General features: G+C 67.9%; 21 protein-coding genes and 1 tRNA gene. 12 read left to right on the plus strand and 10 right to left on the minus strand.

Going from position 1 to position 22,031, the window contains the following annotated elements; translation table 11 throughout:
* Positions 1-157: 157 nt before the first annotated feature.
* The 7 genes from urtA to AC3FOF_RS19285 all read left to right on the plus strand — a co-directional run bounded on the left by urtA (position 158) and on the right by AC3FOF_RS19285 (position 7,122).
* Positions 158-1,462 (plus strand): urea ABC transporter substrate-binding protein, encoded by a 1,305-nt coding sequence (urtA, locus tag AC3FOF_RS19255; RefSeq protein ID WP_488727501.1) that lies wholly within the window; start codon positions 158-160, stop codon positions 1,460-1,462.
* 233 nt (positions 1,463-1,695) lie between these two features.
* A complete protein-coding gene (gene urtB, locus AC3FOF_RS19260; protein WP_017228065.1) occupies positions 1,696-2,610 on the plus strand; it encodes an urea ABC transporter permease subunit UrtB in 915 nt (304 codons plus the stop codon).
* Positions 2,611-2,716: 106 nt separating this feature from the next.
* Positions 2,717-3,859, plus strand: coding sequence for an urea ABC transporter permease subunit UrtC (gene urtC, locus AC3FOF_RS19265; protein ID WP_488727558.1), 1,143 nt, complete (start codon positions 2,717-2,719; stop codon positions 3,857-3,859).
* A 123-nt stretch (positions 3,860-3,982) separates the two neighbouring features.
* Complete coding sequence (urtD, locus tag AC3FOF_RS19270) at positions 3,983-4,726, plus strand: urea ABC transporter ATP-binding protein UrtD (RefSeq protein ID WP_017228062.1); 744 nt, start codon at positions 3,983-3,985, stop codon at positions 4,724-4,726.
* A 27-nt stretch (positions 4,727-4,753) separates the two neighbouring features.
* Positions 4,754-5,443: an urea ABC transporter ATP-binding subunit UrtE gene (gene urtE, locus AC3FOF_RS19275; protein ID WP_488727502.1), complete on the plus strand. Its 690-nt coding sequence runs from the start codon at positions 4,754-4,756 to the stop codon at positions 5,441-5,443.
* A 53-nt stretch (positions 5,444-5,496) separates the two neighbouring features.
* Complete coding sequence (gene fmdA, locus AC3FOF_RS19280; protein ID WP_017228060.1) at positions 5,497-6,729, plus strand: formamidase; 1,233 nt, start codon at positions 5,497-5,499, stop codon at positions 6,727-6,729.
* Between the two features lie 66 nt (positions 6,730-6,795).
* Positions 6,796-7,122, plus strand: a complete 327-nt coding sequence (locus AC3FOF_RS19285; RefSeq protein WP_017228059.1) for a zinc ribbon domain-containing protein — start codon at positions 6,796-6,798, stop codon at positions 7,120-7,122.
* Here the strand turns inward: AC3FOF_RS19285 and AC3FOF_RS19290 are convergent.
* The 4 genes from AC3FOF_RS19290 to AC3FOF_RS19305 all read right to left on the minus strand — a co-directional run bounded on the left by AC3FOF_RS19290 (position 7,112) and on the right by AC3FOF_RS19305 (position 12,098).
* Positions 7,112-8,218, minus strand: a complete 1,107-nt coding sequence (locus AC3FOF_RS19290; protein ID WP_488727503.1) for a bifunctional nicotinamide-nucleotide adenylyltransferase/Nudix hydroxylase — start codon at positions 8,216-8,218, stop codon at positions 7,112-7,114. The two genes, AC3FOF_RS19285 and AC3FOF_RS19290, sit on opposite strands and share 11 nt — an antisense overlap.
* 63 nt (positions 8,219-8,281) lie before the next feature.
* Positions 8,282-9,976: an NAD+ synthase gene (locus tag AC3FOF_RS19295; protein ID WP_488727504.1), complete on the minus strand. Its 1,695-nt coding sequence runs from the start codon at positions 9,974-9,976 to the stop codon at positions 8,282-8,284.
* Between the two features lie 37 nt (positions 9,977-10,013).
* Positions 10,014-11,246 carry a nicotinate phosphoribosyltransferase gene (pncB, locus tag AC3FOF_RS19300; RefSeq protein WP_276268981.1) on the minus strand — a complete coding sequence of 411 codons (1,233 nt, stop codon included), beginning with the start codon at positions 11,244-11,246 and terminating at the stop codon, positions 10,014-10,016.
* Between the two features lie 42 nt (positions 11,247-11,288).
* Entirely contained in the window at positions 11,289-12,098 is an 810-nt protein-coding gene (locus tag AC3FOF_RS19305) for a cysteine hydrolase family protein (protein ID WP_488727505.1), read from the minus strand.
* A 249-nt stretch (positions 12,099-12,347) separates the two neighbouring features.
* On the opposite strand from AC3FOF_RS19305, the gene AC3FOF_RS19310 reads away from it, so the two are divergent.
* Both AC3FOF_RS19310 and AC3FOF_RS19315 read left to right on the plus strand, forming a co-directional pair.
* Positions 12,348-13,007, plus strand: coding sequence for an NUDIX hydrolase (locus AC3FOF_RS19310; RefSeq protein WP_017225204.1), 660 nt, complete (start codon positions 12,348-12,350; stop codon positions 13,005-13,007).
* Between the two features lie 29 nt (positions 13,008-13,036).
* The gene (locus AC3FOF_RS19315; protein WP_488727506.1) at positions 13,037-13,957 is read left to right on the plus strand and encodes an ADP-ribosylglycohydrolase family protein; all 921 of its coding nucleotides are present in this window, start codon (positions 13,037-13,039) and stop codon (positions 13,955-13,957) included.
* A gap of 61 nt (positions 13,958-14,018) precedes the next feature.
* On the opposite strand, the gene AC3FOF_RS19320 is transcribed toward AC3FOF_RS19315, so the two are convergent.
* Complete coding sequence (locus AC3FOF_RS19320; protein WP_017225202.1) at positions 14,019-14,462, minus strand: GNAT family N-acetyltransferase; 444 nt, start codon at positions 14,460-14,462, stop codon at positions 14,019-14,021.
* A 318-nt stretch (positions 14,463-14,780) separates the two neighbouring features.
* Between AC3FOF_RS19320 and AC3FOF_RS19325 the strand changes: the two genes are divergently transcribed.
* Positions 14,781-15,056 (plus strand): hypothetical protein, encoded by a 276-nt coding sequence (locus AC3FOF_RS19325; RefSeq protein ID WP_017225201.1) that lies wholly within the window; start codon positions 14,781-14,783, stop codon positions 15,054-15,056.
* 105 nt (positions 15,057-15,161) lie between these two features.
* On the opposite strand, the gene AC3FOF_RS19330 is transcribed toward AC3FOF_RS19325, so the two are convergent.
* Positions 15,162-15,237: transfer RNA gene (locus AC3FOF_RS19330), tRNA-Cys, on the minus strand.
* 92 nt (positions 15,238-15,329) lie between these two features.
* Positions 15,330-15,749 carry a hotdog fold thioesterase gene (locus AC3FOF_RS19335; protein WP_276268986.1) on the minus strand — a complete coding sequence of 140 codons (420 nt, stop codon included), beginning with the start codon at positions 15,747-15,749 and terminating at the stop codon, positions 15,330-15,332.
* Positions 15,750-15,935: 186 nt separating this feature from the next.
* On the opposite strand from AC3FOF_RS19335, the gene AC3FOF_RS19340 reads away from it, so the two are divergent.
* Complete coding sequence (locus AC3FOF_RS19340; RefSeq protein ID WP_488727507.1) at positions 15,936-16,958, plus strand: helix-turn-helix transcriptional regulator; 1,023 nt, start codon at positions 15,936-15,938, stop codon at positions 16,956-16,958.
* A 149-nt stretch (positions 16,959-17,107) separates the two neighbouring features.
* The gene (locus AC3FOF_RS19345; protein ID WP_276268988.1) at positions 17,108-18,544 is read left to right on the plus strand and encodes an amidase; all 1,437 of its coding nucleotides are present in this window, start codon (positions 17,108-17,110) and stop codon (positions 18,542-18,544) included.
* 184 nt (positions 18,545-18,728) lie between these two features.
* Here AC3FOF_RS19345 and AC3FOF_RS19350 read toward each other — a convergent pair whose 3' ends face one another.
* From AC3FOF_RS19350 to AC3FOF_RS19360, 3 genes are all read right to left on the minus strand, one after another.
* Positions 18,729-19,091 (minus strand): hypothetical protein, encoded by a 363-nt coding sequence (locus AC3FOF_RS19350; protein WP_488727508.1) that lies wholly within the window; start codon positions 19,089-19,091, stop codon positions 18,729-18,731.
* A 168-nt stretch (positions 19,092-19,259) separates the two neighbouring features.
* Positions 19,260-20,006 (minus strand): response regulator transcription factor, encoded by a 747-nt coding sequence (locus AC3FOF_RS19355; protein ID WP_276268990.1) that lies wholly within the window; start codon positions 20,004-20,006, stop codon positions 19,260-19,262.
* On the minus strand, positions 20,003-21,982 hold the full coding sequence (locus AC3FOF_RS19360; protein ID WP_488727509.1) for a sensor histidine kinase: 1,980 nt from the start codon (positions 21,980-21,982) through the stop codon (positions 20,003-20,005). Before AC3FOF_RS19360 ends, AC3FOF_RS19355 begins: the two co-directional genes overlap by 4 nt.
* Positions 21,983-22,031 lie beyond the last annotated feature (49 nt).

Genomic DNA, 22,031 nt, shown 5'->3' on the forward strand with positions numbered 1-22,031 from the left:
CAACGGCGCGGCGCGCGGGATCGTAGCGCAGCCGGGGTGCGCACGCGCGTACGTTGAATGACGTATGGAAGGTGCCGCTGCACTGCACCATGATCCAGCCACCGGGTCATTCAAGCAACGCCGTCTCAACTCACCACGTCTCCAAGGAGCGTCGATCATGCGTGACAAAGAAACCAACGGGTCCCTTCCTTCCCAAGATGCCGGCGCCGCCGACGCAGTCTCGCCCCAGCGGCGCCGCATGATGCAGGGCCTGGCCGCATTGCCCGCGCTCTCGCTCGCCGGCATGGCCGGCATCGGCGCCCAGGCGCGCGCGGCGGTGCCCACCTCGGTCGCCAACACCACCAGGCTCGCTGTCACCGACACCGAAGTCACGGTGGGCCAGTTGCACTCCGCCACCGGCACCATGGCCATCTCGGAGACCGGCTCGATCCAGGCCGAGCAACTGGCGATCGACCAGATCAATGCCGCCGGCGGCATCCTCGGCCGCAAGATCAAGGTCATCAAGGAAGACGGCGCATCCGACTGGCCCACCTTTGCAGAGAAATCCAAGAAGCTGCTGGTCAACGACCGCGTGGCGGCCGTGTTCGGCTGCTGGACCTCCGCTTCGCGCAAGGCCGTGCTGCCCATCTTCGAGAAAGAGAACGGCCTGCTCTACTACCCGACCTTCTACGAGGGGCTGGAGCAGTCGAAGAACGTGATCTACACCGGCCAGGAAGCCACCCAGCAGATCCTCTGGGGCCTGGAGTGGGCGGCCAGGCAGAAGAACGCCAAGAGCTTCTTCCTGATCGGCTCGGACTACATCTGGCCGCGCACCTCCAACAAGATCGCGCGCAAGCACATCGAGAATTTCCAGAAGCTCAAGGTGGTGGGCGAGGAGTATTACCCGCTGGGCCACACCAACTTCAACTCGCTGATCAACAAGATCAAGGTGGCCAAGCCGGACTGCATCTACGCCATCGTGGTGGGCGGCTCCAATGTGGCCTTCTACAAGCAGCTGAAGGCGGCGGGCATTACCGCGGACAAGCAGTTCCTGCTGACCATCTCCGTGACGGAAGACGAAGTACTGGGCATCGGCGGCGAGAACATCGCCGGCTTCTACGCGGCCATGAAGTACTTCCAGTCGCTCGACAACCCCAACAACAAGGCCTTCGTCGAAGCGTTCAAGAGCAAGTACGGCGGCAAGTCGGTGATCGGCGATGTCACGCAGGCGGCGTACCTCGGCCCGTGGCTGTGGAAGGCGGCGGTGGAAAGAGCCGGCAGCTTCGATATCGACAAGGTGGTAGCCGCCTCGCCCGGCATCGAACTGAAGACCGCGCCGGAAGGCTATGTGAAGGTGGACCCCAACCACCACCTGTGGAGCAAGACGCGGGTGGGCCTGGCGCAGCTCGACGGCCAGTTCAAGGTGGTGGCGGAATCGCCGGCGCTGATTCCGCCGAATCCGTTCCCGAAGGGCTATCAGTAGGCCGTTCTGTTTGGGCTGATCCACCGCTGGTTTGCTCCTCCCAGTTGTCGGAAAGGGGCCGGGGGAGAGGGTGGGCGCTGCAAATGCTGTCGCGCTGGATAAAACCAATGGCTCCGCTTGTTGTGGCTCCTGGCCAAACCACCCACTCCAAACGGCGCCGGCGCACCCTGCCGGCTTCGTCCGGCGCTCCCGATGCGCCTTTCCTTCTCCTCCTCCCGATGCCGGAGCGCAACATGAATCTGTCCGACATGCTGAACATCACCCTCATGCAGGGCTTTGCCGGCCTCAGCCTGTTCTCGGTGCTGCTGCTGATGGCGCTGGGCCTGGCCATCATCTTCGGCCAGATGGGCGTGATCAATATGGCGCACGGCGAGTTCATGACGATCGGCGCCTACACCATCTTCCTTGCCTCCACCCTGACCGAACGGCTGGCCCCGTCGTGGATGCCCTTCTACTTTCCGCTGGCCATCGGCGCCGCCTTCGCACTGGCGTTCTGCGCCGGCTGGCTGGCCGAGTGGGCGCTGATCCGGCATCTGTACCGCCGGCCCCTGGACACGCTGCTGGCCACCTGGGGCCTGTCGCTCGGCATGCAGCAGAGCTTCCGTTCCACGTTCGGCCCCAAGGAAGTCAGCCCCACCCTGCCCGACTGGCTGATGGGCTCGTGGTCGCCCGCCGCGGGGCTCGATATCCCCATCAACGGCATGTTCGTGATGGCGCTCACGTTGTTCGTCACCGGCATGGTATGGCTGGCGCTCTATCGCTCGCGCTGGGGCCTGCGCGTGCGCGCCACCACGCTCAACCGCGCCATGGCCAATGCGGCGGGCATCAACACGCGGCGCACCGACCGCCTCACCTTTGCCATCGGCTGCGGCATCGCCGGCGTGGCTGGGGCGGCCTTCACCACCATCGGCTCCACCGGTCCCACCAGCGGCTCGCTCTATATCGTCGATTCCTTCCTGGTGGTCACCTTCGGCGGCGCGGCGAGCCTGCTCGGCACGGTGGCCTCGGCCTTCGGCATTGCGCAGGCGCAGTCGATCAGCGAGTTCTTCCTGACCGGCTCGATGGCGCGCGTGCTGACGCTATTGCTGATCGTGACGATCCTGATGATCCGCCCTCAGGGATTGTTCGCGCCGGCTGTACGCCGCTGAAGACGCCACCGCCTTCACCGCCACCCATCAAGCACAGGAGCTTGCGATGTCTTCCTCCTCTTCCACCGCGCCGACGGCGCGCCGCCTGCCCGCACCCCTGCGCCTGATGCGCGGCGAACTCTCCGGCTACCTGCTGCTGGCGCTGGCGCTGCTGGTCGTCATGCCGCTGGCGCTCGACGTGTTCCGCCTCAACCTGCTCGGCAAATACCTGAGCTATGCCTTCGTGGCTGTGGGGCTGGTCATGCTGTGGGGCTACGGCGGCGTGCTGAGCCTCGGCCAGGGCGTGTTCTTCGGGCTGGGCGGCTACGCCATGGCGATGTTCCTCAAGCTCGAAGCATCCGACGCCAGGAGCACCGCGATCCAGTCCACGCCCGGCATTCCGGACTTCATGGACTGGAACCAGCTCACCGCGCTGCCTTGGTGGTGGGAGCCGTTCCGCCACCTGCCCTTCGCGCTGGCGGGCGTGATCGCGGTGCCGGTGGCGCTCGCCTTCGTCGTGAGCTTTGCCATGTTCCGCCGGCGCGTGGGCGGGGTGTACTTCGCCATCATCACGCAGGCCGTGGCGCTGATCCTCTCCGTGCTGATCATCGGCCAGCAGGGCTATACCGGCGGCGTCAACGGCATCACCGATCTCAAGACCATGCTGGGCTGGGATATCCGCAGCGACAGCGCCAGGGTGACCCTCTACTTCGCCAACGTGATCCTGCTGTTCGGCGCCATCGCCATGTGCCGCTGGATCCAGCGCAGCAAGCTTGGCGTGCTGCTGCTTGCCATGCGCGACAAGGAAGACCGCGTGCGCTTTTCCGGCTACGACGTGGCGATGTTCAAGGTCTTCGTGTTCTGCCTGGCCGCGGCGCTGTGCGCGGTGGGCGGCGCGCTGTTCACGCTGCAGGTGGGCTTTATGTCGCCGTCCTTCGTCGGCATCGTGCCCTCCATCGAAATGGTGATCTTTGCCGCGGTGGGCGGTCGCATGAGCCTGGTGGGCGCGGTCTGGGGCACGCTGCTGGTCAACTTCGGCAAGACGTATTTCTCCGAAAGCTTCCCCGACTTGTGGCTGTTCCTGATGGCGGCGTTGTTTATCGGCGTGGTGGTGGCCTTCCCCGACGGGCTGGCCGGTCTCTACGGCAGATACATGTCGCGCCGCGGCACCGCCGGTGGCCCCGTGGAGCCCGGCGAAACGGCCGCGGATGCGGCCTCGCCTGCCGCGGCGCCCTCCGCCGGCAAGGGGATTGCGGGCCGCATTGCGTGAAACCATGGCTGACGTTCCGCCCGAAACCGCGCGCGATGTCGGCCCCAGCACCGAACCCGGCGCCGCGCATGGCATCGCGCTTGGCGCCTGGTTCGCAGTCCCGTCCAAAGCGAGGAAGACGCCATGAGCAATACCGATTTCATGCTGGCGGTGGAAGACCTGACCGTGTCCTTCGACGGTTTTCGCGCCATCGACAATCTGACGCTGTATGTGGACCGCGACGAACTGCGCGTGATCATCGGCCCCAACGGCGCCGGCAAGACCACCCTGCTCGATCTCGTCTGCGGCAAGACCCGCGCCACCGGCGGCAGCATCAAGTTCGCCAACCGGGAAATGACCGGCCTGCCCGAATACCAGATCGTGCGCGCCGGCGTGGGCCGCAAGTTCCAGACGCCCTCCATCTACGAAAACCTCAGCGTGTTCCAGAACCTGGCCGTGTCGTTCCCGCGCGGACGCGGCGTGTTCGGCGCGCTCACCTTCCGCACCACGCCCGAAGTGCGCCAGCGCGTGGCCGACGTGGCGGCGGAGATCGGCCTGGTGGATGCGCTGGAGCGCGAGGCCGCGCAACTCTCGCACGGGCAGAAGCAATGGCTGGAGATCGGCATGCTGCTGATGCAGGAGCCGCAATTGCTGATGCTGGACGAACCCATTGCCGGCATGAGCGTGCGCGAGCGCGAGCAGACCGCGGCACTGCTCAAGCGCATCAGCCGCGGGCGTGCGGTGATCGTGATCGAGCACGACATGGATTTCGTCAAGCGCATCGCCGACAAGGTCACCGTGATGCACCAGGGCAAGATCCTCGCCGAAGGCTCGATGGAGCAGGTGCAGAACGACCCGCGCGTGATCGACGTGTATCTCGGCCATTGAACGGCCATTGAATCGAGGGAGACCAGCATGCTCGCAGTCGACAACGTGGTGGTGAATTACGGACAGAGCGAAGCGCTGCACGGCGTATCGTTCGCCGCCGCACAGGGTGAAACGGTGGCCATCATGGGCCGCAACGGGATGGGAAAGACGACGCTGTTCAAAGCCATGATCGGCATGTTGCCGGTACGCTCCGGCCAGGTCTGCGTGGACGGCCGCGACGTGGCGAACGACGAGAGCTATCGCCGTGTGCGCGCGGGCCTCGCCTACGTGCCGCAAGGCCGCATGATCTTCTCGCACCTTACCGTGGAAGAAAACATCCTGACCGGCATGGAGCAAGGCGGGAGCCGCCGCATTCCAGACGATGTCTTCGCCATGTTCCCGGTGCTGTTCGAGATGCGCCGCCGCAAGGGCGGCAACCTCTCCGGCGGGCAACAGCAGCAACTGGCGATCGCCCGCGCCCTGGTGGCCAACCCCAAGGTGCTGTTGCTGGACGAACCCACCGAAGGCATCCAGCCGTCCATCGTCAAGGACATCGCGCGCGCGCTCAACGAGATCCGCCGCACGCGCGACATCACCATCGTCTTCTCCGAGCAGGTGCTCAGCTTCGCGCTGGATGTGGCCGACCGCCTGCTGGTGATCGAAGGCGGCCGCTTCGTGCACGAGACGCACCGCGACGGCACCGACCTCGAGCGCATCCGGCAACTGCTGTCCGTATAGCCATAGCCGTACCCACCACTCCACCTACCCCACGCCAACACAGGAGGCATATCATGACGGATACCCTGATCAAGGTCGACCTGGCCGAATCCCCGTACGAGAACCCCAACGTCCACAACCGCTGGCACCCGGACATCCCGATGGCCGCCTGGGTCAAGCCCGGCGACGATTTCATCCTGGAGACCTACGACTGGACCGGCGGCTTCATCAAGAACAACGACTGCGCCGACGACGTGCGCGATATCGACCTGTCCATCGTGCACTTCCTCTCCGGCCCGGTCGGCGTGGAAGGCGCCGAGCCCGGCGACCTGCTGGTGGTGGACCTGCTCGACATCGGCGCCAAGGCGGAAAGCCAGTGGGGCTTCAACGGCTTCTTCTCCAAACAGAACGGCGGCGGTTTCCTGACCGACCACTTCCCGCTCGCGCAGAAATCGATCTGGGATTTCCACGGCCTCTACACTTCCTCGCGGCACATTCCCGGCGTCAACTTCGCCGGGCTGATCCACCCCGGGCTGATCGGCTGCCTGCCGGACAAAGCGCTGCTGGAAACCTGGAACAAGCGCGAGCTGGACTTTATCGCCACCGAGCCGGACCGCGTACCGCCGCTGGCCAACCCGCCCTTCGCTGCCACCGCCCACATGGGCCGCCTGCAGGGCGACGCGCGCGACCAGGCCGCCGCCCACGGCGCACGCACCGTGCCGCCGCGCGAGCATGGCGGCAACTGCGACATCAAGGACCTGTCGCGCGGCGCCAAGGTGTATTTCCCCGTCTACGTCGACGGCGCGGGCCTGTCGGTGGGCGACCTGCACTTCTCCCAGGGCGATGGCGAAATCACCTTCTGCGGCGCCATCGAAATGGCCGGCTGGGTGCATATGCGCGTCTCGCTGATCAAGGGCGGCATGGCCAAGTACGGCATCAGGAATCCCATCTTCAAGCCCAGCCCGGTCACGCCGAACTATAACGACTACCTGATCTTCGAAGGCATTTCGGTGGATGAAGCCGGCCGGCAGCATTACCTGGACGTGCACGTGGCCTACCGCCAGGCTTGCCTTAACGCCATCGAGTACATGACCAGGTTCGGGTACTCGCGCGCGCAGGCCTACTCCATCCTCGGCACGGCGCCGGTGCAGGGGCATATCAGCGGCGTGGTCGATATTCCCAATGCCTGCGCCACGCTGTGGCTGCCCACGCAGATCTTCGACTTCGATATCCGGCCGAGCGCGCAAGGGCCGGTCAAGCATATCAACGGGGATGTGGACCTGCCGATCTCGCCGGACATCGGCTGAACGCCGGCTTGCCGCCGGGTGCCGTCGCGCCCGCCAATGTCACGATCCATGCATGGAGACCACCAGATGCCGACCTACGATTACCGCTGCCAGGACTGTGGCGAATTCTCCGTGATGCGGCCCATCGCGCGGCGCGACGAACCTTGCGCCTGCCCGGGCTGCGGCAAGTCATCCGAGCGCGCGTTGATCGCCGCGCCTGCGCTGGCGAGCATGCCGGCCGCATCGAGGCGAGCCCATGCCATCAATGAACGCAGCGCCGCGGCGCCACGTGAATCGGCGCGTAGCGGGCATGGGCCGGGCTGCGGTTGCTGCGGCAAGGTGAAGCTGGCGGAGGCACCGGCGCATACCGCCAAGGGCAACCCGGCCGGGAGGCCCTGGATGATCAGCCACTGAAGGGGACGGGCGCCGCCTCGCCCCCGAACAGGTGCAGGAAGCGGTCGAGGATCAGCAGGTGATCCTCGAACATCTGCCCTTCCAGCGCCAGCAGTTCCTGCTGCGGCACCCAGCGCACGGCCGCCGCGTCATCGGCGGCGGCCACCGCCGGCAGCGCTTCCAGCGGCAGGTCGAAGAAGAAGGCGTGGGTCAGCGTGCGTCCGCGCAGGCTGCGCTCGGGGTGGTCGAACAGCGCCTGGTCGCGGCACGATTGCTGCAGCGCGGCCTTGGGCAGGCCGAAGCGGGTTTCCTCGTCGAGTTCGCGCAGGACCGCATCGGCCACGCGCTCATGCTGGTCGAGGAAGCCGCCGGGCAACGCCCATGTGCCACGCCCCGGCTGCCCGCCGCGCCAGATCAGCAGCACCTGGCCGCAGCAGCGCACCACCGCGTCCACGGTCACGAACACCGGCGGATACGGCGCCGCCGCCCAGCGGCGCCGGTGGTCTTCCAGGAAACGGTATTCGGCCAGCAGGACCGCGAACGCTTCCTGCCGGGCGAACTCGCGCAGGAAGACGGCGACCGGCGCGGGCAGCAGGCTGTCCAGCGTGCCCAGCTCGCCCTGCTGCTCGAACCACTGGCGGCGGACGTCGGCGGCATTGAGCTGTCCGAAGTTCGGCTGCGGCACCAGCGGCCAGCCGGGAAAGTCATTGAGATAGCCGGACGAGGCGTCCTTGAAATGTCCGAACAGGCCAACGCGCGCGGCGCCCGTTGCCAGCGCTCCGGCTTGCGCGGCAAGGGCACCGGCAACCGCGCCACGCACGGCAGCCGCCCAGCGCGGGCCTTCGTAGTAGTCCCGCACCGCCACGAAATGCAGGTCGGCGACGCGCGCGGGATCCCAGCCCGCCACGGCCCGCTCGATCATCTCGCGGCGCTCGGCGGCGGTGAAGGGATTCTTGACCGTGCGCGCGCCGCCCGCCGAACCCAGCACCACCACCACCCTGCGCGCCTGCGTCAGCGCCTGGCGCAGCATGGCCAGGTGGCCGTTGTGAAAGGGTTCGAAGCGGCCGATGTAGACCAGGTAGTCGAACGATCCGTCCGCATTCTCGTTGTCGCGCATCTCGTTATTCCTTGTGACCTGCCAGGCCGGCCTGGCCGGCAAACATGCATGATAGCCCGCGCATCAATCGCGGTAGCGCGCCGCGATCGGCATCTGCCGTCCGTTGCCAAAAGCGCGGTTGCGCAACCGGATGATGGGCGGTGCCTGGCGGCGCTTGAACTCGGACCGCGCCACCAGGTCCAGCACGCGCGCGACCAGCACCTGTTGCCCGTCCTCCTGCAACTGCCGCACGAAGGCGCGCGCCGTGTCGTACTCCGCCGGGCGCAGCCGCTCGCCCTCGATATGGAACTTGAGGATCTCGTCGAGCACCGGGTAGGGCGGCAGCGAATCGCTGTCGCGCTGGCCCTCGGACAACTCGGCGGAGGGCGCCTTGTCGATGATCGCCTGCGGGATCAGCTCGCGGCCGTGCCGCGCGTTGTAGTGGCGCGCCAGCGCGAACACCTCGGTCTTGTAGAGGTCGCCGATGATGTTGAGGCCGCCGTTGGTGTCGCCGTACAGCGTGCAGTAGCCCACCGAGATCTCGGACTTGTTGCCGGTGGTCAGCAACAGGTGGCCGAAGTGGTTCGAGTAGGCCATCAGGATGGTGCCGCGGATGCGCGCCTGCAGGTTCTCCACGGTCAGCCGCGAGGGGTCCGCGGCGAAGGCCGTATCGAAGCCGCCGCGGTATGCCGCCACCAGTCCGGCGATGGGATGCTCGAGCAGCGTCACGCCGAGGTTGCGGCACAGCGCGGCGGAGTCCGTCACGCTGCCCGCGCTGGAGTACTGCGAGGGCATGGTGATGGCGACCACGTTGTCCGGCCCCAGCGCATCGGCGGCCAGCGCCAGCGTGAGCGCGCTGTCGATGCCGCCCGAGCTGCCGATCACCACCTTGCCGAAGCCGATCTTGGCGGCGTAGTCCCGCAGGCCGAGCACCACCTGCCGGTAGTAGAACTCGCTGTCCGGGAGCTCGATGCCGACCCGCTCGCGCAGCGGCCCGCCGGCGTCCGCGAAACCGCCGTCGAAGTCCACCGTGGCCACCGCTTCCTCGAAGCAAGGCAACTGGCGCACGACGCCATGGCGCGGATCGAGCGCGAAGGACGCGCCGTCGAACACGATCTGGTCGTTGGCGCCCACCTGGTTGACGTAGACCAGGGGCAGCTTCCAGCGCGCGCCGATGCGCTCGAACAGCGCATGGCGCTGGTCCAGCTTGCCGACGTTCGAAGGGCTGGCATTGATGCACACCAGCAGCTGCGCGCCAGCAGCGGCCAGCGCGCCCACCGGGTCGAGCGCGTAGTCCGTGCCGCGGTCGTTCCACGCGTCCTCGCACACCAGGAAGCCAACCCGCACGCCACCGATGGCGAGCAGCGCGGGATTGGCCGGGCCGGGCTCGAAATGGCGCAGGTCGTCGAAGATGTTGTAGGTGGGCAGCAGCTGCTTGTGATAGGTCAGCGTCACCGCGCCGCCCTGGATCACCAGCAGGCTGTTGTGCAGCGGCTTGCCCACGCCCGCATTGCGCGTCACCGCACCGATCACCAGCGCTGCGCTGGTCTGCCCGGACAGCGCCAGCACCGCATCGAGCGCGCGCTGCTGGCGCGCCAGGAAGTCCGGTTCCTCGACCATGTCCTGCGGGTAATAGCCGGACAGGCACAGTTCGGAAAACACCACCAGGTGAGCCCCGGCGGCCTCGGCCTGCGCCACGGCGGCGCGGATGCGCGCCAGGTTGGCGGAGAAGTCGCACAGCTTGTAGTCGAGCTGCGCCATTGCGATACGCAAGGTCATTTCGATTGCCTCCATCGGAGCCGGCGCGCCAGCGCGCTCAGCCTCCCTTGATCTCGAACACATCGGACAGGTAGTTGAGGAAATGGACGTCCTCGCACATGCCCTTGCCCGGACTGTCGCTCACCTTGGCCACGGGCTGTCCGTTGCAGGACACCAGCTTCATCACGATCTGCAGCGGCTCGGGTCCGCAGTCGTTGGACAGGTTGGTGCCGATGCCGAAACCCACCCGCGTGCGTCCGGCGAAGTGGCGGTACAGCGCGAAAGCGCGCTCCAGGTCCAGCCCGTCGCTGAACACCAGCTGCTTGGTGGCGGGATCGATCTTCATCGCCTGGTAGTGCGCGATGGCCTTCTCGCCCCAGGCGAAGGGATCGCCCGAGTCGTGCCGCAGGCCGTCGAACAGCTTGCAGAAGTAGAGGTCGAAGTCACGCAGGAAGGCATCCATGCCGACCACGTCGGTCAGCGCGATGCCGAGGTCGCCGCGATACTCGCGCACCCAGTGTTCCAGCGCATTCTTCTGGAAATCGCGCAGGCGCGAGCCGAAGCACTGGAAGGCCTGCAGGTATTCATGCGCCATGGTGCCGATCGGCGTCAGGCCGTGGCGCATGGCCAGCAGCACGTTGCTGGTGCCGCGCATCAGCCCGCCCGCCTCGCGCGCCAGCGTGGCCACCACCTCTTCATGCCAGTCCCGCGAGAAGCGGCGGCGCGTGCCGAAGTCGAAGAAGACAAAGGGAAAGCGCTGCGCCGGCTGCGCCTCCAGGTCCTTGAGCAAGGCCAGCTTGGCGCCCAGCCGCGCGCGGCCCTCCGCCAGCGCGGCAGCCTGCGGAAACTGGCGGAAGTAGACCTCGTTGACGATGGCCAGCACATAGATCTCGAACAGCATCACATGCAGCATCGGGCCCTTGACGCGGATCTCCAGCGCGTCGGGCGCACCGGCCGGCACCGTCACGGAGATAAAGCGCCGCTGCAACTGGAACAGACGCAGGAAGTCGACGAAATCGGATTTGATAAAACGCAGGCTGCCGAGATAAGCCAGCTCCGCCTCGGTGAAGCGCAGCGCGCACAGCGCGTCGAGCTGCGCCTCGATCTCGGCGCGCAACGCGGCCAGCGGCCGCTCAGGCTGGTTGCGGCACTTGAAGGCGTACTCGGCCTGGGTCTCGGGCTGGTGGTGCAGGATCTCCTGCATCATCGTGAACTTGTAGAGATCGGTGTCGAGCAGCGACGCGATCACGGGCGAGAAGCGGGACGGGAGCTTGCGCGGGGTGGCGGTCATGGTGTCCTCTGGCGGAAATCGTGGGATTGGCGGATTGCGCGCTCAGGCCAGCCAGCCGGTGCTGGTGGCGGTGCGCATGCCGCGCGAGCGCATGTCGTCGATAAAGGCTTGCCCCTGTGCTTCGAAGCCCGGCACCGGGCTGGCGCAGTCGGTCAGCAGCACCAGCTTGCCGACGCCATCCGCGCCGAGCCGGTCGGCCAGGTCGCGCACCGTGCTGGCCACGCAGTGCGAGAGCGCCTCGCCGCCCACCAGGATGGTGTCGGCCGCTGCCAGGCGCGCGATCCAGCGGGGGTCGGGCAAGGTGGCCGCATCGGCCGCGTCCGGCACCTCGGCCTGGATCGCTGAGTAGTGCTCGGTGCCGGCATTGGTGCCCTTGGCCACATAGCCGACCGGCCTCAGCCGGCCGCGGCTCCAGTTCGCCAGCGCGCCGGCCAGCGCCTGCTGCACGCCATGGCCCCAGCTGCCCACCAGGCAGTGCTCGGGCCAGACCAGCAACTGGTAGCGGCCACGTTCGGCCAGCGCGCGCACATAAGCCAGGCTTTGCGCCTGCCGCGCCGGATCCCGCGCCAGCCAGCGGCCCGTCTCCACCTCGGCCACGCTGATCGGGGTGAACGGTGCCGGCGCCGCGCCGTCGGCATCGCGCCACCAGGTGGGATGCGCGATATCGAAGGCGCTGTGGGAATCGAGCGTGACGTCCACCGCGTCGATGGCATCGCCCCGGCGTGCCAGCAGGGCGGCCAGGCGCGTCAGGTCGGCATTGGCGCCGGGCACCGGCAACGCTGCGCCGGGCAGGTCGCAGAAATCATTCTGCGGATCGATGATCAGGAGTTGCACGATGGGTCGGCCGGTCATGATGGCTGCTCACGGTCTGAGTGGGTGGTTGACCGAATATTGGCAGACTTATTTCTATTTTGCAACTAAGTATTTTAATGTGCAGAAGATCGGCGGCCAGCGATACGGCCACGCAGCCACTTTTCCTCGGCAAGAAAAATGCGAGTTTCTGCCGATATCGAGTCGACCCTCACAATCTTCTTGCCAGGAAGCCGAGTCTTAGTGCTAAATTGCACCTAACAAAGAGACAATGAAAAGCTGAGTCACAGGATGGAATCCCAGATCATCGTCACGGTCGACGTGGTGCTGCTGACCCTGAGCGAAGGCGCGCTCAAGACCGTGCTGCTGCGGCGTGACAACGAGCCCTACGCCGGCCAGCCGGCCCTGCCGGGCGGCTATATCCACCCCGGGGAGGATCGCGACGCGCTGGCAGCGGCCGGCCGCGTGCTGCGCCAGAAGACCGGGCTGGTTTCCCCTTACCTGGAACAATTGTTCACCTTCAGCGGCGGCGTGCGCGACCCGCGCGGCTGGTCGGTCAGCGTCGCCTATTACGCCCTGGTGCACGAAAGCCTGCTGCGGCCCGGCCCGCGCCACCACTTCGAACTCGCCCCGGTGGACGCCTTGCCCGACCTGCCGTTCGACCACAACCGCATCGCCGCGCAGGCCGCGCAGCGCCTGCGCGACAAATCGGGCTACTCGGCGCTGCCCTGCCATCTGCTGCCTCCCGCCTTCACCCTGCGCGAGCTGCAGCAGACCTATGAGCTGGTGCTGGGCAGCAGCCTGGACAAGAGCGTGTTCCGCCGCAGGCTGGGCGAGCTCGACTTCCTGGAAGCGGTGCCCGACGCGGTGCGCCAGGGCAAGCACCGGCCCGCCCAGCTGTACCGGCTCAAGCCGCAGGCGCGGCTGGCGCTGTTCAACAAGACCATGTAGGCCCTCGCCGAGGGCACAGGAGTCGCACCATGACAACACCCGGCCAGCTCGACCGCTACCTTGGCTGCCTGCTCGGCCTGGCCAGCGGGGATGCGCTCGGCACCACCGTGGAGTTCAGCCCGCGCGGCAGCTTCGCGCCGCTGACCGACATGGTCGGCGGCGGGCCTTTCGACCTGCCCGCCGGCGCCTGGACCGACGACTGCTCGATGGCGCTATGCCTGGCGCACAGCCTGCTCCATCGCCAGGGCTTCCATGCCGTCGACCAGATGAACCGCTACTGCAACTGGGCGGAACTGGGCTACCTCAGCAGCACCGGAGAATGCTTCGATATCGGCAGCACGGTGGCCCGCGCACTGGCGGCCTACCGTGGCAGTGGCGACCCCTTCAGCGGCTCGACCGATCCGTCCTCGGCCGGCAACGGCTCGCTGATGCGGCTGGCGCCGGTGCCGATGTACTACTGGCGGGACCCGGCACGCGTGATCCATTTTTGCGGCGAGAGCGCGCGCACCACCCACGGCGCCCCCGAGGCGGTCGATTGCACGCGGCTGTTCGGCGCGCAACTGCGTGCGGCGCTGGCCGGCGCCGACAAGGAAACCGTGCTGTTCCGCAGCGGCTACCAGCCAGGCGAGCCCAAGGTCGGCGCCATTGCCGCAGGCGAATGGCGCGGCAAGGACGAGTCCGCCGTCCGTGGCAGCGGCTATGCGGTGGCGTCGCTGGAAGCCGCGCTGTGGTGTTTCTGGCAAAGCGAGGATTTCGCGACGGCCGTGCTGCGCGCGGCCAACCTGGGCGACGATGCCGACACCACCACCGCCATCTGCGGCCAGATCGCGGGTGCGTACTACGGCGTGGATTCGATCCCGGCGCACTGGCGCGAGCGGCTGGCGATGGGCGAGGAGATCGCCGGACTGGCCACGCGGCTGTACCAGGAACGCGAAGGCGGAGCGGACTGAGGAACGGCAAGGCGGGCGATGCGTGGCGGCAGGCGCCGGCCGGATGCCGCCAGGCACTGCGCTAACGCAGCTCGCAACACATGCAGAGCGGCAGCGCGCCTTCGTTGCGGCGGAACTCGCGCGAGGCGCGAACCTCCTCCGGCAAGCGCTCGGCCGAGATCAGCGAGAAACCATAGCGGGCGAAGTAGTTCGGGCAATCGGCCGAAAGCAGCACCGCGCGCCGGCAGCCGTTGGCCCTGGCGCGCATCAGCAAGGCCGAAACCAGATGGGAGGCGATGCCGCGATCGCGATAGGGCGGCAGCACCGCCACCGAGCGCACCACGATGGTTTCGCCATAGGATTCGGCCCCTGCGCAACCGACGGTCTTGCCGTCGAGCAGGGCAATATGGAACATCGCCAGCGACGCATCGAGGTCGTCGCCGGCGAGGCCACAGAGTTCGAGGACTTCCGCGATGGCCGGCCAATCGGCCGGTTGTGCGGCGCGGACACGCAGATCTCTTGTCATTGCTAATATCTCCCCGCCACGCACGATGGCGGAGGTTGTCATGGATGGACTGCGGTAGCCTGACAGTACCTGATTCGGGCGACTTGTTCCAGCCGGGAAAACGGCAAAAAAGACGCTTGTTCCACCGAATAACTCAAATGGGTGAGACCGGAACGGGTGAGACCGGAAACGGTACTGACGAGGCCTGCCCGGCCTGGCTGGCCGAACGCGGAGATATGACAAGCGATGCGTTTTATGGTTCGCGCTGGCGCACGGCAAATCTGAAGTTCGTGTATCGTGCCCACCCGATACCGCGCAACCCTTCCGGACATGACACATATGCTCCGCGCCGCCCTACTCGCTACCAGCTCCGTGCTCGCGGCTTGCGCCGGCGCTTCTTTTGATTTCAACCAGGCGCGCGCCGTGAAACCGGGCATGAGCGACGCCGAACTGCAGCAGATCATGGGCGCGCCCGACGCGGTCACCACCCCAGGGGCCGACACGGTGTGGATTTGGATTTACAGGTCGGCCGACCCGGCCGCTGGCCTGCGCAGCGTGAGATGTATCGTCAAGGACCGGAAGGTGGTGGAAATCATCATCCCGGACGAGCACTGACGACGCACCGCGGGCGGCAGCCGGCCCGATACCACCGGCAATCGTCCCTCCGGCCATTCATGGCAGCGCCAGAACAAAGAAAAGCCCCGAAGAATCAGGGCCTTATGGAGGCGGGGGGAACGGAATCGAACCGCCGTGTACGGCTTTGCAGGCCGTCGCATAACCACTCTGCCACCCCGCCGCTGACGGGACGCCTCGATCGGCGTCCGCGCTACAGTGCGGGGCGCAGTGTAGCCGGAAATGAAAAATCCTGCACGGCACGCGATCGCTTGCTCAGCGCGACAGGATCGACATGGTGATTCGCGAGACGCACACCATCTTGCCCTCGTCATCGCGAATCTCGATGGCCCACACGTGCGTGGTGCGGCCGATGTGGATCGGCGTGGCCGTGCCGGTCACGAAGCCGGTCCGCGCGGCGCGCACATGGTTGGCGTTGATGTCGAGTCCCACGCAGTATTGCGCCTCGCTATCCAGGCACAGGCTGGCGGCGCAACTCCCCAGGGTCTCCGCCAGCAGCACCGAGGCCCCGCCATGCAGGATGCCGTGCGGCTGCACGGTGCGGCGGTCCACCGGCATGCGGGCGCTGAGCGAGGTGTCGCCGATTTCCGTGAACACAATGCCCAGCTGTTCGACGGCGGTGTCCTTGTGACGAGCCTGGAGCGTCTCCAGGGAGGGGGGCGATTTCCACAGCACGTTTCGTCTCCTGTTTGGCTTGAGCACGATTCTAAGGCCCTGGCGCAGATCGCGCCGGGGCCGCCGGCGCTGCGTATGGACTGGTATCCTGAAGCCTTGGACAAAGACAACGCCAAGGCCCGGGACAGGGCCTGCCACCCTGCCCACGCACGATCGCCACGTCCTGCGGCAGGACAGGAGACGACAATGCATCCGCACACCACGCGCGACACCGCGGCGCAGGCCAGCGAGGTCCATCTGGCGGCCAGCGTCAGCGGACTGCTGCTGTCGCTCTACCGGCTTGCCGCGACGGAGCGCATCGGCGCGTTCGAGCAGCGCGTCTTCACACTGCTGCACGAGCATATGGAATTCGACAGCGCCTGGCTCGGGCACTCCACGCTCACGCCGCTGGGACCGCAGTTGCACAGCAGCCATACCGATAACGCGGTCCCCGGCTTTGTCACCGACTGGGAGCAGGTAAAGGGACAAGACCCGCTGGTCGGCCTGGTCGCCGGCAGGCCCGGCGGGACGGTCGCGCTATCCGTGCAGCGCGAGGCGCTGGGCCTGCCGCTTCGCGCGCTGTGCCGGCGGCAAGGCATCGCCCATGTCCTGTGCGGGGCGCACCTTGCCGCGCCGGCGCGTCGCACCACCCACCTCTCGCTATATCGCAAGCCAAGGCGGCAGCCCTATGCCGAACGCGACCTCAGGATGGTGGAATGCGTGATCGCCCACCTGGCCGCGGCGCTGGAGCAGAACCGGCTGTGCCGGATGCGCGAAATGCGGGACAGCGGCAACGACAGCGACAGCGACAGCGACGGCACGGCGACCGCGCTATTCGACGCCGACGGCTTCCTGCAGTATGCCGACGAATCCTTCTGCGAGCGGATGGCGCTGCAATGGCGGGCATGGGACGGGCTCACGCTGCCGGGCGAAGCGCGCCAGCCTCTGCTGCACGCGCGCGGCGCGGGATTCACCGGCGCATGCCTGCGGCTGACGGCGGAACGGGTGGGCGACCTGGTGCTGGTGCGCGCGTGCCCGCGCGGAGCCGCCGGCCTGCTCACGCCGCGCGAGCTGGCCGTGGCCCGGCTGTTCGGCAAGGGCTTGAGCCACAAGGTCGTGGCCCGGCAACTCGGCATCGCCCCGACCACCGTGCGCCACCATCTCCGGCAGGCCTACGCCAAGCTGGGGGTCGGCGACAAAGGCGCGCTGGCCGGGCGGCTGCGCGGCTAGCCGGTACGTGGCCGCGGCCGGGACCCCGGGGGGTCCTGCAATTGAACGGTTTCCACCGCGCCACCCCGCTGTTCAAATGCCTGTACCGCCAGCCACGGCTGGCGCCGCGGAGCCGATCGTGAATCCGCCCGGACAGGAGACGACACCAGATGAACATCGCCGAATATGCGAGCTACGACGCCACCGGACTCGCGCAGGAGATCCGCGCGCGGCGCCTATCCCCCGACGAGGCAATGGCGGCTGCGCGCGCCGCCGCGGCCAGCATCAACCCGCAGCTGAACGCGCTGATCGATACCTTTGCCGCGCCGCTGGACTATGCGCCCGACGGCCCGTTCGCCGGGGTGCCGTTCCTGCTCAAGGACCTGGTGCTCCATGCGCGCGGCGTGCCTTGCGACAACGGCTCGCGGATGACGGCCGGGCGCATCGTGCCGCAGGCCGATACGGAACTGATGGCACGGTTCCGGCGCGCCGGCTTTGCCACCTTCGGCCGCACCACCACGCCGGAGTTCGGCTTCAATGCCAGCACCGAATGCCGGCTGCACGGCCCGACCCGCAACCCGTGGCAGCCGCAGCACAGTCCCGGCGGCTCCAGTGGCGGCGCGGCGGCAGCGGTGGCGGCCGGCATCGTGCCGGTGGCGCACGCCAACGACGGTGGCGGCTCCATCCGCATCCCGGCCGCCGCCTGCGGGCTGGTCGGACTCAAGCCATCGCGCGGACGCACGCCGGCCGGGCCGGACCACGGCATGCCGCTGCTCGGCCTGGGCGCCGAGTTCGTATTGACCCGCAGCGTGCGCGACTGCGCGGCCATCCTCGACGCCGTCGAAGGGCCGGACACCGGCGCGGTATTCCATATCGAACGCCCCGCCCAGCGCTATGCCAGCGTCACGGCAACGCCGCCACGGCGCCTGCGCGTGGCCGTCTCGACCCGCTTCCCCGGCGCCGGTGAAACCCATGCGGACTGCATTGCCGCGGTGCAGACCGCGGCGCAGGCGCTGGAGGCGATGGGGCACCAGGTCGAGTTCGCCAGCCCGGAGTACTGCGCCGAGTCCTTCGCCCGCGCCAATATGACGGCCTGGACTTCCTTTCTGGCGGCCAGCGCGCTGGGGGCCGGCCAATGGATAGGCCGGCCCTATGACGGCAGCGGCGTGGAGGCCTGCACGCGCGCCTGCATCGAGCACGGGCTGGCGCTGAAGGCGCTCGACCTCGAACTGGCCCTGGCCGACATGAATACAGTCGCGCGCGCGGTCGGCCGCTTCTTTACCCGCTACGACCTGCTGGTGACTCCCGTCACGCGCGTGCCTACCGCTCCGCTCGGCCTGCTCGACCAGGATGACCCTTCGCTCGATGCGCGTGGCTGGTGCGACAAGGTATTCGACTACTGCCCCTTCACGCCGCTGTTCAACGTCACCGGCACGCCGGCCATCTCGCTGCCGCTTGGCCGGTCCGGCGAACTGCCGCTGGGCGTGCAATTCGCCGCGCCGATGTGCGACGAGGCAACGCTGCTCCAGGTCGCCGCGGCGCTCGAGGAGGCGCTGCCGTGGCGGGCCAGGCTGCCGCGCATCCATGCCGCGCGCATGCTGGCCTGACGGGCACCGTGGCGTCCTCCGGACTGCTGACGGCGCCTGATCTGCGTTGCCGGTCTCCGCTCGCGTTTGCGGGGGCGGCGGATTCTTTGCCGGCATGAGCGCCTGCCCGGCCAGCGGCGACCGCGGCAAGACGCCGCCGCCGCTGATCGTGCGGGAGATCCCGGAGCGCATTCTCGACGTGCCGCTATCCCCGGCGGAAGCCGCCTTCCTGCAGCGGCACCAGGCCGGCGAGGACGCCGCCGGCCCGGCGTGACGAGCCAGTGCCAGGCCAGGGCGGGTTCAGGCCGGATGCGTGAACCCGCGCATGCCCTCCCGTCTCGCTGCGCGTCCTGGCGCGATGCCAGGCATTGCCGGTAGCGAGCCCGGCGACCGTCGGGCGCAGCAGGCTGGAATCCTCCAGCGTATCCCCGTCGTACTCCAGCAGGCCCGAATCCAGCATCTTGCGGATCTGCCAGCCATGGACGAACGCAATCTCGCACTGCGATGCCTGGTCGACCAGGTTCACGCCTGGCAGAAGCTTGCCCCATGGGTCACGGGAAATGCGCAACACCGCCCCAGCGACCACTCTTCCCAATAGTTCGCCCTGTCTCATCTGCACCTCACGCTTCGCTTCGTTGTATCCCGGCGGGACAGCACCCGCCCGGGCGTGAGGATACAAAGTTCCGCGGCGGCAAAGCTCACAGATGCTCACAAGCGGCCGCGCCGCTGGCGATGCCTAAGCGACGGCCTGTTCCTGCCAGCGCTGCAGCAGCATGTAGCCAACGCCGCGCACGGTGCGAATGGCCTGGCCGTGCGGCCAGGCTTGCGCCAGCTTGCCGCGCAGCCGGCTGATGGCGACTTCCAGCCGGTGTTCGTCGAAATCGAAATAGCTGCCGCCCAGTGCCTCGACCAGTTGCCGCCGCCCGGCCGGATCCGGGGCGCTGCGCAGCAGCGCCTGCAGCAACTGGCTCTCGATGCGGGTGAGCATCAGCGCCTTGCCCTCCGGCGTCGTCGCCGTGAGACGCCGCGCATCGAGGCGCCAGCACGCGGCCGGCGCCAGGGACGGAAGCGCGACGCCCGCGGCGGCAGGAGCGGGACCCAGCCGCCGCAGCAGGTTGGCGATGACCGCCAGCAGTTCCTCCGCCGGCGCCGGCTTGACAAGATAGGCATCGGCGCCGCGGCGCAGCCCGGCCAGGCGGTCGGGCGCCATGCCGCGCGCCGTGAGCATGACGATGCCCAGCTCGGGCCGGGACTGGCGCAGCCGCTCGCAAATGGAAAGCCCATCCTCGCCAGGCAGGCCCAGATCGAGGATCACCAGCCGGCATGGCTGGCCGGCCAGGTGGGCGTCGAGCGCGGCACCGTCGGCCAGCCCGGTCACCGCATAGCCCGCATAGGTCAGGTGGAAGGCCAGTTCCGTGCGCAGCCGCTCGTTGTCTTCGACCAGTGCGATCGGGAGCCGGGACGCCCCAGGCGAGATCGTCATGATGCCTCCGGCAGCCAGACCACGAAGCTGGCGCCGTCACGCCTGCGGGTATCGCACCACAGGCGGCCGGCATGCTGCTCGACGATCTTGCGCGCCAGCGGCAATCCCAGCCCCAGCCCTGGCTGGTCCGCCGCGCCGTCGAGACGGAGAAACCGTTCGAAGATCGCCTCTTCCTTGCCTTCGGGCACACCCGGGCCGCTGTCGCTGATGCGCCAGACCACGCCGCGCCGGCCCTCGTTGGGGCCCGGTGCGATCCCTATCCGGATCGGCGTCGCCGGCTTCGCGTACTTGACCGCGTTGTCGAGCAGGTTGAGCAGGACGAAATACAGCAGGCGGGCTTCGCCCTCGTGCCGGGGCAGCGGGGCATCGACCTCGAGCACGACGCGCTCGGCGACCTGCGGCTCGACCGTGGCCAGCACCTCGCGGCTGAGATCGGCCAGGTCCAGTGGCGCCGCCTCGATCCGGTGCCCGTCAGGCATCAGCCGCTCGCGGGCCTCGGCCAGCTCCATCAGCGACTTCAGGCGCCGCACGGCGAGCTGGATACTCTCGTAGCGGCTGCCCCGCTGGCCGCGATCGGCGCCGGACTCATCCAGCAGACGCAAACTGTAATTGGCGGCATCGATCACGGCCACGGGCGTGCGCACCTCGTGCGTCATCATGGCCAGCAGCCGGCTTTGCTCCTCGCGCGCGGCCCGCTCGCGCAGGGAAGACGCCAGGGCGTCGCTGGCCTGCCGTTGGGCCTCGCCGCTGGTGCGTTCGGCATCGCGCACCTGCAGCACGATGCTCAGGTGCAGGATCAGCACCAGCGGCAGGTCGACGAGGTGGGCGGCCTGCAGGGCGGCGGGATCGAGCCGGATCAGTCCGAGCGTGCCCAGGATGCTCGGCAGGATGCTGAGGCAGTAAAGGATGAAGCCGGCCGCGGTCAGCCGGCCGGAGACGATAAAGGCGGCCGCGGTCAGCCGGCCGGAGAAACTGCCGCTTCGCCACTGGCGCAGGTAGGCGGGTATCGACAAGGCGTGTCCCAGCAGCCCAGCGGCATAGAGCACCGTTGCAAAGGCGCCGAAGTGGCCGGTGAAAGACGCGACGACGACCAGCACGCCCATCAGCATGATGAACTGGGCGTAGCGATACAGGAACGGGAAATACTCCCGGAACTGCAGCAGCCGGGACTGGAACAGGCTGACGCAGAAGAAATGGACGCCCAGCAGCACGTTGGTAAACAGCAATGTCGTCGCCGTGTCGTGCGGGAACAGGAACTGGCCGGCCAGCCCGTCGGCAGCAAACCAGCGCGTGGTCGCGGCCAGCACGAACAACGCGAACAAGCCATAGAGACTGCGCCGGGTCGCCAGCCAGCCCGCGAGATTGAACAGCACCACCGTCAGCATGAAGCCCAGGTAGAGGCCATAGCCGACGTTCTCCCTCTCGTTGGCCGCCTGCAGGGCCGGGCCGTGCCAAAGGTAGAGCATCACCGCCATGGTCCTGGCGCTCTGGACGCGCAGATACAGGACCTCGCCCTGGCGCGCCTGCGCAAGGCGGAAGCTCGCCGCGCGATAGGGCGCTTCGCGCAGATCGAAAGGCACCGCATTGCCGCTGCGCCGCTCGGACCAGCTGCCATCCGCCCGGGGCTCGTAGAGGCGCACGTCGTCCAGCACGCCGGGCGGCACCTCCAGCCAGCGTTCGCCACCTTGCGCGGCGGCCGGCAGCACCACGCGGAACCAGTAGGCGTCGCGCGTAAAGCCTGCGCTCAGTCCACGCTGCAGCGGCTGGAAGCTGGCGGCGCGCGCCGCCGCCTGCTCCACCGTCATGCGCCCACCGGGATCGCGCAGCCATGCCGCGTCGGGCGCCTGCAGCAGCAACGGGTCCGTATCGGCGGCCCAGGCCCTGACAGCCGGCAGGGAAAACAGGATCAGGAAAAGCCATGCAAGCCGCGCGGCGGCGCAGCGTCCCAGGGCCCGGCGCCGGGCTGTGGGTGTCACGCGACCGTCTCCGGCGGCGCGCTCACCAGACGTTCGCCATCGCGCCAGC

The organism is Cupriavidus sp. 96C5-1 (assembly GCF_057798855.1).

Coding starts and splice junctions, on each gene's coding strand:
- AC3FOF_RS19325 (WP_017225201.1), top strand. CDS start 14,781: ATGCTCCGCGCCGCCCTACTCGCTACCAGCTCCGTGCTCGCGGCTTGC.
- AC3FOF_RS19340 (WP_488727507.1), top strand. CDS start 15,936: ATGCATCCGCACACCACGCGCGACACCGCGGCGCAGGCCAGCGAGGTC.
- urtD (WP_017228062.1), top strand. CDS start 3,983: ATGAGCAATACCGATTTCATGCTGGCGGTGGAAGACCTGACCGTGTCC.
- AC3FOF_RS19290 (WP_488727503.1), bottom strand. CDS start 8,218: ATGCGCGACAACGAGAATGCGGACGGATCGTTCGACTACCTGGTCTAC.
- AC3FOF_RS19285 (WP_017228059.1), top strand. CDS start 6,796: ATGCCGACCTACGATTACCGCTGCCAGGACTGTGGCGAATTCTCCGTG.
- AC3FOF_RS19355 (WP_276268990.1), bottom strand. CDS start 20,006: ATGACGATCTCGCCTGGGGCGTCCCGGCTCCCGATCGCACTGGTCGAA.
- fmdA (WP_017228060.1), top strand. CDS start 5,497: ATGACGGATACCCTGATCAAGGTCGACCTGGCCGAATCCCCGTACGAG.
- urtB (WP_017228065.1), top strand. CDS start 1,696: ATGAATCTGTCCGACATGCTGAACATCACCCTCATGCAGGGCTTTGCC.
- urtE (WP_488727502.1), top strand. CDS start 4,754: ATGCTCGCAGTCGACAACGTGGTGGTGAATTACGGACAGAGCGAAGCG.
- AC3FOF_RS19345 (WP_276268988.1), top strand. CDS start 17,108: ATGAACATCGCCGAATATGCGAGCTACGACGCCACCGGACTCGCGCAG.
- AC3FOF_RS19315 (WP_488727506.1), top strand. CDS start 13,037: ATGACAACACCCGGCCAGCTCGACCGCTACCTTGGCTGCCTGCTCGGC.
- pncB (WP_276268981.1), bottom strand. CDS start 11,246: ATGACCGCCACCCCGCGCAAGCTCCCGTCCCGCTTCTCGCCCGTGATC.
- urtA (WP_488727501.1), top strand. CDS start 158: ATGCGTGACAAAGAAACCAACGGGTCCCTTCCTTCCCAAGATGCCGGC.
- AC3FOF_RS19295 (WP_488727504.1), bottom strand. CDS start 9,976: ATGACCTTGCGTATCGCAATGGCGCAGCTCGACTACAAGCTGTGCGAC.
- urtC (WP_488727558.1), top strand. CDS start 2,717: ATGCGCGGCGAACTCTCCGGCTACCTGCTGCTGGCGCTGGCGCTGCTG.
- AC3FOF_RS19310 (WP_017225204.1), top strand. CDS start 12,348: ATGGAATCCCAGATCATCGTCACGGTCGACGTGGTGCTGCTGACCCTG.
- AC3FOF_RS19305 (WP_488727505.1), bottom strand. CDS start 12,098: ATGACCGGCCGACCCATCGTGCAACTCCTGATCATCGATCCGCAGAAT.
- AC3FOF_RS19320 (WP_017225202.1), bottom strand. CDS start 14,462: ATGACAAGAGATCTGCGTGTCCGCGCCGCACAACCGGCCGATTGGCCG.